10 protein-coding genes are annotated in these 11114 nt (G+C 47.2%); all 10 read left to right on the plus strand.

Annotation, left to right across the window (positions count from 1 at the left end):
• The first annotated feature begins 3 nt into the window (after positions 1–3).
• The 10 genes from rpmA (at position 4) to KJS65_RS25900 (ending at position 10606) form a co-directional block, all read left to right on the plus strand.
• Positions 4–315 (plus strand): 50S ribosomal protein L27, encoded by a 312-nt coding sequence (gene rpmA, locus KJS65_RS25855; RefSeq protein ID WP_076174421.1) that lies wholly within the window; start codon positions 4–6, stop codon positions 313–315.
• Positions 316–703: 388 nt separating this feature from the next.
• Positions 704–1339 (plus strand): Spo0B domain-containing protein, encoded by a 636-nt coding sequence (locus KJS65_RS25860; protein ID WP_244864813.1) that lies wholly within the window; start codon positions 704–706, stop codon positions 1337–1339.
• Positions 1340–1352: 13 nt separating this feature from the next.
• Positions 1353–2666: a GTPase ObgE gene (gene obgE, locus KJS65_RS25865; RefSeq protein ID WP_213652677.1), complete on the plus strand. Its 1314-nt coding sequence runs from the start codon at positions 1353–1355 to the stop codon at positions 2664–2666.
• Positions 2667–2845: 179 nt separating this feature from the next.
• Positions 2846–3283, plus strand: a complete 438-nt coding sequence (locus KJS65_RS25870) for an ACT domain-containing protein (protein ID WP_136608250.1) — start codon at positions 2846–2848, stop codon at positions 3281–3283.
• A gap of 46 nt (positions 3284–3329) precedes the next feature.
• Complete coding sequence (locus tag KJS65_RS25875) at positions 3330–4616, plus strand: homoserine dehydrogenase (protein WP_213652678.1); 1287 nt, start codon at positions 3330–3332, stop codon at positions 4614–4616.
• Between the two features lie 41 nt (positions 4617–4657).
• Positions 4658–5728, plus strand: a complete 1071-nt coding sequence (gene thrC / locus KJS65_RS25880) for a threonine synthase (protein ID WP_213652679.1) — start codon at positions 4658–4660, stop codon at positions 5726–5728.
• Complete coding sequence (gene thrB / locus KJS65_RS25885; protein WP_213652680.1) at positions 5725–6693, plus strand: homoserine kinase; 969 nt, start codon at positions 5725–5727, stop codon at positions 6691–6693. Before thrC ends, thrB begins: the two co-directional genes overlap by 4 nt.
• Complete coding sequence (gene pheA, locus KJS65_RS25890; protein ID WP_213652681.1) at positions 6690–7580, plus strand: prephenate dehydratase; 891 nt, start codon at positions 6690–6692, stop codon at positions 7578–7580. The genes thrB and pheA overlap by 4 nt, the downstream gene beginning before the upstream one ends.
• A gap of 3 nt (positions 7581–7583) precedes the next feature.
• On the plus strand, positions 7584–8468 hold the full coding sequence (gene ilvE, locus KJS65_RS25895) for a branched-chain-amino-acid transaminase (RefSeq protein ID WP_213652682.1): 885 nt from the start codon (positions 7584–7586) through the stop codon (positions 8466–8468).
• 167 nt (positions 8469–8635) lie between these two features.
• Positions 8636–10606 carry a LysM peptidoglycan-binding domain-containing protein gene (locus KJS65_RS25900; protein ID WP_213652683.1) on the plus strand — a complete coding sequence of 657 codons (1971 nt, stop codon included), beginning with the start codon at positions 8636–8638 and terminating at the stop codon, positions 10604–10606.
• The last annotated feature ends 508 nt before the right edge of the window (positions 10607–11114 follow it).

Below are 11114 nucleotides of genomic sequence, written 5' to 3' on the forward strand. Positions count from 1 at the left end.
AACATGTTAAAGTTGAATCTTCAATTGTTCGCATCGAAAAAGGGTGTTGGTTCCACAAAGAACGGACGCGACAGCCAAGCAAAACGCCTCGGCGTTAAGCGTGCTGACGGACAAACCGTTACTGGCGGAAGCATTTTGGTTCGTCAACGCGGAACTAAAATTCATCCTGGTACGAACGTGGGCATCGGCAAAGACGATACTTTGTTTGCAAAAGTGGACGGCGTTGTGAAATTCGAACGTTGGGGCCGCGATCGCAAAAAAGTGAGCGTCTACCCTGTTGATGTCGCTCCGGTAGCGGCAGCAGTGGAAGCGTAAGTTGTCTTCACAAAACGGGTTGGATTAACGAGAAGAGCCTTCGGCAGTGCTTGCCGAAGGCTTTTTTTAAATATTTGAGGTCTATATAAGTGCTGTGGCAATATTGCAATTAGGACGCTTTTGAGCAGAATATGGCCTTTCTCCGGGCGATCAAGAGATAAGTTATGGCTGCGGGACAAGAGGATACTGTTTTTTCTTGCAGTTGATAGATGATCTATCAAGGATTGCTGTGTTATACTGGTAATTGATGTAAGAATGATCGGTGATCAGGAACGGGGAGAGGCTATTGAAATCCTGGAAGACCATATTGGCTATATTCGCTATATCCTTAGCTATACCATTATATTTCGTTATACAGGACAAGTCTCTCATCTGGAGTATTGTGCTGGTGATATGGGTGACGGCTGTACTGGCAGGAGGCTTTATGCTAATTATCCGCCGTCATGAGCAAGAACAGCAGGTATTGCTGCGAAGCTTTGAAGAGGCGGCTATACGGACGCTGAATCACCATCGGCATGACTGGATGAATGACCTGCAGATATTGTACGGTTATATTCAGCTTGGGAAAATTGATAAAGCCGTACATTGTGTGGAAAGAATAAAAGAGCGGATGAATCAAGAAAGCAAAATTTCAAAGCTTGGCATACCGTCACTTGTTTTCTATCTGCAATCGTTCCGGACTTCAAACAGCAATCTGGAGCTTGAGATTGCAGTGGATCATGATATGCAGCTGGATAAGCTGAGTCCACAGGATGGTGTCGACTTGGCTGCTGTGATCATGCAGACGATTCGCGCTTATCAATACAGTGGAAGAGTATCTTGGGGGGATACCCGTAAACTGCTTTTGAGTTTACGTCAGGAAGGTGCGGATATTATCGTGAGCTTTGAAGAAGATGGATCCATGGGAGATCCGGAAATGCTGAAGCAGCAAATTTATAATGTGGTACAAGGCAAAAAAATGAAAGCGGAGCAGCTCCATCCCTCCCAGGCTTCGTTTCAATTGCGTGTGCCGTGTGAGTCATGAGGAAGGTGAAGTCATGTTTGTAGATAAAGCGAAGATTTACGTTAAAGGCGGCGACGGAGGTGACGGGCTAGTGGCCTTTCGCCGGGAGAAATACGTCCCTGAAGGTGGACCTGCCGGCGGTGACGGCGGAAGAGGCGGAGATATCATTTTCCGCGTTGACGAGGGTCTGCGTACGCTGATGGACTTCCGTTACCAGCGGCATTTTAAAGCCCAGCGCGGCGTGAAAGGCCGGAACAAGAGCCAGCATGGTGCGAATGCAGAAAATATGATCGTACGGATTCCGCCAGGAACCGTTCTGATTGATGATGATACAGGCGAGGTAATCGCGGATATGGTTCGACACGGCCAGCAGGTCGTTGTAGCTCGCGGTGGACGCGGTGGGCGTGGTAATACCCGTTTCGCTACGCCTAACAATCCAGCTCCTGAGATTGCTGAAAATGGTGAAGAGGGCCAGGAGCGTTATCTAGTTATGGAACTGAAGGTCATGGCTGATGTAGGCCTCGTAGGCTTCCCGAGTGTCGGGAAATCTACTCTGCTGTCTGTGGTTTCTGCTGCAGAGCCTAAAATCGGCGCTTACCATTTTACAACGATCACTCCGAATCTTGGTATGGTCGAAGCAGGAGATGGCCGGAGCTTTGTCATGGCTGATTTGCCTGGACTGATTGAGGGTGCCCATGAAGGCGTGGGTCTGGGACATGAATTTCTGCGGCATGTAGAACGTACGCGGATCATTATCCATGTCGTCGATATGGCTGGATCCGAAGGCCGTGACCCATTCGAAGACTGGGTGAAAATCAACGATGAGCTTAAGCTGTACAATGCCGCTCTCGCAGAGCGCCCACAGATCGTGGCTGCGAATAAAATGGACATGCCTGAAGCTGAGGAAAACCTTGCAATGTTTCGTGAACAAGTTCAGAAACTGCGACCTGACATCGAGATTATGCCGATTTCTTCTCTTACGCGTCAAGGCGTTCAGGAACTCCTTTACCGTACGGCAGATATTCTTGACGCCATTCCGGAAGAGGTTCATATCGAAGAAGTGGCCGAGACTACGGAGAGAAAAGTATACAAGCTGGACAAGAAAGACGATAACAATGCATTTACCATCACAAGAGATAATGAGGCATATGTCGTACACAGCGTGAAGATTGAAGGAATGCTGAAGAGAATTCAGATGAATTCGCATGAGGCTATTCAGAAGCTTGCGCGTACGATGCGTCATATGGGCATTGATGATGAGCTGCGTAAACGCGGCGCGGTTGAAGGAACGATCGTCCGTATCGCCGACTTCGAATTTGAGTTCGTGGAAGGCAGCAGTTACTATTAAAATGAGGAGCCGTTTAAGGTGCAATAAGCACCCTGGACGGCTTTTTTTCTTAAAAACAAAACGTAAGCGCTTCCTTGTAACTCTTCCGTACAAAAAGGCTTAAATCTATTGACCCGTCCGAAACATTTCTTTATAATGTCCACTATATAAAAACATCAGTCTTTGAGGAGAGGACGTTCGTGAAAGAACGCTATTATTTGGTCCGTGAGGATATTTTACCTGAAGCCGTGGTTAAAACCATGCAGGTAAAGCAGCTGCTTGCGGCCGGTGACGCGAAGACGGTGCATGAAGCTGTGGAACAGGTTGGAATGAGCCGCAGCGCATTTTACAAGTATAAGGACGGTATCCATCTGATTAACCAGTTGGAAAGAGAGCGTATTGTTACAATTTCCATAGACATGGAGCACCGCTCTGGAATGCTGTCCAAAGTATTAAGTCTCGTTGCTGGCTTTGGCGGGAACGTACTGACGATTCACCAAAGTATCCCACTCCAGGGAATTGCGAATGTCGTGATATCCGTTGAGGTTTCCAGAATGAGCGATGAGCTTGGAGATATGCTGGAAAACCTGCGGGATTGCGCTGGTGTCAAACGTGCAAATCTCATCGGTCAAGGCTAGAATGAAATGAATATAGAATGTAACGTATGAAACAGGAGGTAAGGGAATGAAGCCGGTAAAAGTAGGGTTATTGGGACTTGGCACCGTAGGTACGGGAGTCGTAAGGATTGTGGAAGGACATCAGGAAGATTTGAGCAGCCAGGTCGGTTCTCCAATTATCATTGAGAGAATCGCTGTGAAGAACAGCGACAAGATCCGCAGCATCAACGTGGACAAGAGCAAGCTGACAGAAGATCCATGGGAAGTCATCCGTGATCCGGAAATTGATGTGGTCGTTGAGGTCATGGGCGGCGTTGAAGATACAAAGGCATATATTCTGGAAGCTTTGGAACGCGGCAAGCATATCGTAACCGCAAACAAGGATCTGATGGCTCTGCATGGATCGGAAATTTTGGCCAAGGCACAAGAAAAGCAATGCGATGTTTTCTATGAGGCCAGCGTAGCCGGCGGCATTCCAATTATACGGACTTTAATTGAGGGCTTTTCGTCCGACCGCATATTGAAAATCATGGGGATCGTGAACGGGACAACGAACTTTATTTTAACAAAAATGAGTCAGGAAGGCGCTTCGTACGGGGATGTGCTTGAAGAGGCGCAAAAGCTTGGTTATGCGGAAGCGGACCCGACCTCGGATGTGGAAGGACTGGATGCAGCCCGTAAAATGGCGATTCTCGGTACGCTGGGCTTCCGCACCAATGTGGAGCTGAAGGATGTCAGTGTACGCGGTATCTCTCAAGTATCAAAAGAAGATATCACGTATGCCAAGCGTCTAGGATATGAGATGAAGCTGCTGGGCATTGCCGACCGGGAAGATGATCATGTGAGCATCAGCGTTCAGCCGACCATGGTACGCAAAGGACATCCGATTGCTTCCGTAAATGGCGTATTTAACGCGGTTTATGTGTATGGTGAAGCTGTAGGCGAAACGATGTTCTACGGTGCTGGTGCGGGCGAGATGCCAACGGCTACTTCAGTTGTGGCGGATCTGGTCGCGGTGATCAAGAATCTGAAGCTCGGTGTGAACGGCCTGAAGGCTATCGTCCCTTACAAGCCGAAGAAGCTGAAGAACGACGAGCAAATCTCGTTTAAAAATTTCATTTTGCTTCATGTGGATGATAAGGCAGGTGTCCTGGCAAGAATCACCCAGGTGTTCGCCGAATTTGGAGTCAGTCTGGAATCGGTGGTCCAGCAGCCGAATGAATTAAATCCGGAAGCAGAAATCATCATCGTCACTCATAATGCCACCAAATCGAGCATGGACAAAGTGCTGCAGCATTTCGAAGGACTTCAGGTCATCCGTAAAATCAAGAGTGTATACCGCGTGGAGGGATAATTCCCTCTGCCTTATCTATAAAGAGAAAAGGAGCCATACCCATGTCATACCAAGGACTACTTCAAAATTACAAATCGTACCTGCCAGTGAATGAAAACACGCCTTTACTTACATTAAAGGAAGGCAACACACCGCTCATCCGTGCGGAGAATCTTTCGGAGGAATTGGGACTTGATCTGTATTTCAAATATGAAGGACTGAATCCTACGGGTTCTTTTAAGGACCGTGGCATGGTCATGGCCGTTGCCAAAGCAATCGAAGAAGGCAGCCGTACCATTATGTGTGCCTCTACCGGTAACACTTCTGCAGCAGCAGCAGCATATGCCGCCAGAGCAGGGTTAAATTGCATCGTACTTATCCCGAACAACAATATCGCGCTCGGCAAGCTGGCTCAAGCGATGATCTACGGAGCGAAGGTAATAGCCATCGAGGGCAATTTTGACCGGGCTTTGGAGATTGTCCGCGAAATTACGGCGAAGCATCCGATCACACTTGTGAACTCGGTTAATCCATATCGCATTGAAGGTCAAAAGACGGCGGCATTTGAAGTTGTCGATCAGCTGGGCAAAGCACCAGACGTGCTGGCTATTCCTGTCGGTAATGCCGGCAATATCTCGGCTTACTGGAAAGGCTTTAAGGAGTACCATGAAGCAGGTAAAGCAGCCTCGCTGCCGAAAATGGTAGGTTTTGAGGCTGAAGGCGCTATGGCAATTGTGAAAGGCGAGCCGATTCTTGAGCCTGAAACGATCGCTACAGCAATTCGGATCGGTAATCCAGCGAGCTGGAAAACAGCGGTTGCTGCAGCTGAGGAGTCAAACGGACTCATCAATTATGTAACGGATGATGAAATTCTGACTGCTTACCGCATGATCGCATCCCGAGAAGGCGTTTTTGCTGAGCCAGCTTCCGCGGCTTCCGTTGCAGGTGTGCTTAAGCTCAAGCGGGAGGGTTATTTCCAAGGCGGGGAAACGGTCGTATGCGTTTTGACAGGGAATGGACTTAAGGATCCAAACGTCGCGCTGAAAACGGTCAATGCTGATCCTCTTGTTGTGCCAGACAACGAAGCAGCTGTTATGGAGGCCATCGCTAGACTGGAAGAGGCCGGAGCATGATAAAACCAGAAGGCGTATGTGTGAGAATTCCTGCAAGCACCGCGAATCTGGGTCCGGGGTTTGATACGCTTGGTATGGCACTTTCAATGTACTCATGGATTGGAATGAAAGGATCTAAGGAAACGGTCATTCATTTATATGGAAACGAAATGGATGGGATTCCAACAGATAAAAGCAATCTGGTGTACAAGGTTGCCCAGATGGTATTTCGCGAAGCTGGAGTACAGGTACCTGAGCTTGAGATATCCATGTACTCCGATATTCCGCTGACACGGGGCCTGGGCAGCAGCGCATCTGCAATTGTCGGTGCGTTGTTCGCTGCGAATGAATTAATTGGGTCGCCACTTTCGAAAGCAAAGCTCTTTGATATGGCAACAGCCATCGAGGATCATCCTGATAATGTCGGAGCCTCGTTGTTCGGCGGGCTCATTACAGCCATATGGGACGGCCTGCATGCGGACTACATCCGCATGGAACCGCATGAGGAGTTGGAGGTGCTTGTCGTTATTCCGGATTTTCAGCTCTCCACCTCTGAGGCGAGAAAAGGACTTCCTGCACAGATCAGCCGGAAGGACGCGGTATATAATATCAGCAGATCTTCTTTGCTGGTAGCCGCCTTGGCCCAAGGCAGATTGGATTTAATCAGCCGTGCAATGTCTGATCGTCTGCATCAGCCTTACCGTGCAGAGCTCGTCCCTGGTATGGCGGAGATCCTGGAAAATGCTGTTGCCCATGGAGCGCTGGGCATTGCACTTAGCGGTGCGGGTCCAACATTACTGGCCTTGGTGGAACGACAATCACAGCGCAAAAAGGAACTGGAGACTTATCTGCTGAATACGATGAAGGCTGAGGGCATTCGTGCTTCTGCAAGCTGGCTGAGCCCTTCGCGTAAAGGAGCTCTGCTGATCGGCAGCATGCCGTCTGGCTCATTTTTGGAAATGATAAAAGGGGAAGTAAAAGCATGAAGCGTATAGCATTATTGCCTGAAGGGTCGGTATCACACGAAGCGGTTGTGCTCCTGTTCGGGGATGAACCAGTAGAACTGGTGTACCATAAGCTGATCTCCGACGTGTTTTTGTCGACGGTGCATGGGAAAACGGAATACAGCGTCATTCCTATTGAAAATACTATTGAAGGCTCCGTGAGTCTTCATATGGATTGGCTCGTCAACGAAGTGGACATTCCGATGCAGATTGAATGGGTATATCCGTCGATCCAGAATTTGATCGGAGACCGTGAAGAGTTTATTACGGAGTCCGGTGAGGTGGATTACACCCGGATTCAGAAAATATTATCCCATCCTGTAGCCATGGCGCAGTGCCAGCAGTTTATCCGCAAGCATGCTCCCCAAGCGGAGCTTGTGAATGCAGGCAGCACCACGGAAGCTGTCGGGATTGTAAAGGATAACCCAGGTATTGGAATGGCGGCCATTGGTACGACGCTCGGCGCTGCCACGCACCAGCTGGATATTTTGGCTGAACGTGTGACAGACCATGATAACAATTACACCCGGTTTATATTGATTGGCAAGGAGGAACTGACGCAGGTCCCACAGCCGGTTAAGCAAATGAAAACAAGCGTCCTGGTTACGCTTCCTGAGGATTTTGCCGGAGCGCTGCATCAGGTTCTAGCTACCTTTGCGTGGAGACGTTTGAACTTATCCCGTATTGAATCGCGCCCTACCAAGAAAAAGCTGGGCAGCTATTATTTTTATATCGATGTCTTGGAATCGGTGGATTCCGTTCTACTGACCGCAGCGATTGAAGAAATCGAGGCACTTGGCTGTCAGGTGCGTGTCCTAGGATCTTATCCAAGCTATACTTATCAGGAATTAATTTCGGAGGTGCTGTAGTTGATGTCAGAGCAATGGATCTATTTGGATGGTGAATACGTAACCAAGGAGAACGCAAAAGTATCAGTTTTTGACCACGGATTTTTATATGGAGATGGAATTTTTGAGGGAATCCGCATTTATGAAGGTAATATTTTTAAATGCGATGAACATCTGGAGCGTCTTTATGATTCTGCAAAATCCATTGATCTTGTCATTCCATTGTCATTCGAGGAAATGCGCGAAGCCATGGCGGAAACGATTCGCCGTAACGATATGAGAAACGGTTATATCCGTTTGGTGGTGTCCCGTGGAGTAGGCAACCTGGGTCTTGATCCAAGACGCTGCCCAAATCCGACGGTGCTCATTATCGTTGAACAGCTTGCCATTTACTCGGATGAGGCTTATTTGAAAGGATTGCGAGCCGTTTCGGTATCCCAGCGCCGCAATCTCCCGGATGCTTTGAATCCGAAGATTAAATCCCTGAACTATTTGAACAATATCCTGGTGAAAATTCAGTCGAATCTGGCTGAAGCGGATGAGGCGATTATGCTAAATGCGCAGGGATATGTGACCGAAGGCTCCGGTGATAATATTTTCTTAGTGAAAAAAGGTGTTGTGTACACCCCTCCATGCTATCTGGGTGCTCTTGAAGGCATTACACGCCTGGCTATTATTGAGTTGTGCGAGAAGCTTGGTTACAAGCTGAAGGAAGAACCGTTCACAATGCATGATGTGTATATAGCAGACGAGGTATTCTTCACAGGTACGGCCGCAGAGGTTATCGCAGCCCGTGAAATTGACGGACGAGTGATTGGTGAAGGCCATGCAGGTCCAATAACGCTGAAATTGCTCGAAGAATTCCGTAAAGCGGTAACTCAGGACGGCTATAAAGTCTGGGAAGCTTAAGAATTCAGCCCGGTTCACGCGCGCATGTTCCCAAAAATCCTTTCATGACAAGCTCATGGAAGGATTTTTTTGTCATAAGGGATGTCATCCGCCTATCCTGTGCATAAGATGTAGTAACGAAGGCGGACGATTTATGCGCCTATAAGAGTTTAGGAGGTATTTGCCGCGTGAAGATACACATTGTGAAAAATGGCGACACTTTATATGAGCTTTCCAAAAAGTATGATATTCCTCTGCAAAAAATCATCGACGCTAATCCCCAAATTTCCGATCCCAATCAGCTGCAAATCGGACAAAAGGTGAAAATACCTGCAGTTCCGGTGCAGGTGCCCAGCAATGATCAAATTATCCATAAGCATGTCGTCAAACAGGGGGATAGCCTCTGGAAGCTGTCGAAAGCATGGGGTGTTTCACTGAAGGAAATGATCGATGCCAATCCCCAGCTCAAAAATCCGAATGCATTGCTGGTGGGGGAGGTTGTGAACATTCCTAAAACGAGTGGGAATTCAAATGCAGACACAAACTCAAATGCAAACACAATCGCGAATGCGAATGCGCATCCCGACAAAGTACTCCCTGGTGGGAAAGCTTATACGGGCCCTAAAGAAGAAACGGCACCGAAGGCCGAGGTTACTGCTCCAATCAACGTGCAGCCTCAGCAGCTTGAAATACCTAACCTTCCACTTCCTAATCTTATGCCCGAAATGTCCCTTCCAAATGTGCCCAATGTCATGCCAAACATACCTAACATTATGCCCGAAATGACGGTACCGAATGTGATGCCAAACATAATGCCCGAAATGGTAAAACCGAATGTGACACCGAATATTATGCCTGAGATGACAATGCCGAATGTCATGCCGAATGTGATGCCTAATATGACGCCAAACGTTATGCCTGAAATGACAGTCCCCAATGTCATGCCTAATATAATGCCTCTTGCAGAAAATAAGCCGATGGCTGTTAAGCCTGTTCATGAGGAGCCTTGCGGATGCGAGGATAATTATGGGGGAGCGCAGCATCCTTTTATGCAGTTCCCAGTGCCAGCCCAGGAAGTAGGATCGTTCTACAATATGCCATGTGATGAAGGTGTTCTTGGAGAACATAGCTACAACAACATGCCTTATCCAGGAAAGACATCGAATTATCCGGGCATTGTAGAGAGTGCCCAAGATGATGATTGCATGCCGAATCAATCTTGGGTAAGTCCTTATTCCCATATACCGGGTGGAGGACAATGGGGAGAGAATCATTGGGAAAATCACCAATCACCTGTAGCTTATGAACCCAATATACAGTCACCAGTAAGCAACCAACCTAATCACGCTTATCATCACAATCAGGTATCTCCTATGTTCTATGAACCGAATATGCAGTCACCGGTAAGCAATCAACCTAATCACGCTTATCATCATAACGATGTGTCTCCTATGTTCTATGAACCGAATATGCAGTCACCAGTAAGTAACCAACCTAATCAACCTTTTCATCATAACGATGTGTCCCCTATGTTCTATGAACCGAATATGCAGTCACCGGTAAGCAATCAACCCAATCAGCCTTATCATCATAGCAACGTGTCCCCTATGTATTATGAACCTGCTGCTTATAATCCTTGTGGTTGTTCAGATGTCTCACCAGCTTATCATGGACCTAATCCGAATTACGTGGATCCGATGTTTAATTATCCAGGAGGATGCCCTCAGTTTGTCTACCCAGCATGGTGCTATCCGTATCCTGCTCCAATGATGGGTAATTATGGAGCGATGCCGAATGCTCAGCTGGGTGCTTACGGCCATGACCCGAATATGCAATTCCATGATCCGAATATGCAATTTCCAGGTTGGGGAGGGATGGGCCATCCAGAATGGGACCGGGCCCAGTCATATGGGTATCCAGAGCAAATGACTCAGCCTGAGCCGGTTTCAGCAGCTAGTGTAAATTCGGCACAAGCTTCAAGTACATCATTTGAAGCTGCGGAGTCTAATGAAGAGGTTAAAGTAGAATCCACCAAACAGGTAAAAACACTTAGCAGCACCAAGAATAGCGCCAAAGCTACTCGTGAAAAAGCAGCACCCCAGAAATCCAAAAAACAAGGTTCTTCTTTAAAACGGAAGAATCCTTGGATTAAAGGTTGAACCAAAAGTATATGGTGTAGAAAAGCAGACATACTTTTTATGTCTGCTTTTTCGTGTACATAGAATGGATTCTTCATAAATTAATTTAAAAATAAGCTTGCTATTTAACTGAATAATATGTTATATTATTATTCCGGCCAAGAAATCTACTAAATGCCGAACGGTTTTGAGAGATAAAGAAAAAAAGCTTGCAAATCTCGAAAGACCATGATATATTATAAAAGTTGCCGCTGAGATGCGGTGATGAACGAAAGAAAGAATTTGATCTTTGAAAACTGAACAACGAGTGAGATACAGACCTTGCTTGCAAGGTCGACCGCGAAGCAAATTGGTTCAAGCCTTCTGGCTGAATGATTTGTTGAGCAAAAATGAGATTAACATTAATGAATATTTTGATTAGCATTGCTTAATTCAAAATTTCATTATATCTCGTCAGTTTCAAAATGAGCTATCAACTTTCTTGGAGAGTTTGATCCTGGCTCAGGACGAACGCTGGCGGCGTGCCTAA

It is taken from the genome of Paenibacillus sp. J23TS9, from assembly GCF_018403225.1.
In the GTDB taxonomy this organism is placed as follows: domain Bacteria; phylum Bacillota; class Bacilli; order Paenibacillales; family Paenibacillaceae; genus Paenibacillus_AQ.

Bases quoted from the DNA above. Each gene is read 5' to 3' on its own strand.
- obgE (WP_213652677.1), top strand. From the start codon at position 1,353: ATGTTTGTAGATAAAGCGAAGATTTACGTTAAAGGCGGCGACGGAGGT.
- rpmA (WP_076174421.1), top strand. From the start codon at position 4: ATGTTAAAGTTGAATCTTCAATTGTTCGCATCGAAAAAGGGTGTTGGT.
- thrB (WP_213652680.1), top strand. From the start codon at position 5,725: ATGATAAAACCAGAAGGCGTATGTGTGAGAATTCCTGCAAGCACCGCG.
- pheA (WP_213652681.1), top strand. From the start codon at position 6,690: ATGAAGCGTATAGCATTATTGCCTGAAGGGTCGGTATCACACGAAGCG.
- ilvE (WP_213652682.1), top strand. From the start codon at position 7,584: ATGTCAGAGCAATGGATCTATTTGGATGGTGAATACGTAACCAAGGAG.
- KJS65_RS25875 (WP_213652678.1), top strand. From the start codon at position 3,330: ATGAAGCCGGTAAAAGTAGGGTTATTGGGACTTGGCACCGTAGGTACG.
- thrC (WP_213652679.1), top strand. From the start codon at position 4,658: ATGTCATACCAAGGACTACTTCAAAATTACAAATCGTACCTGCCAGTG.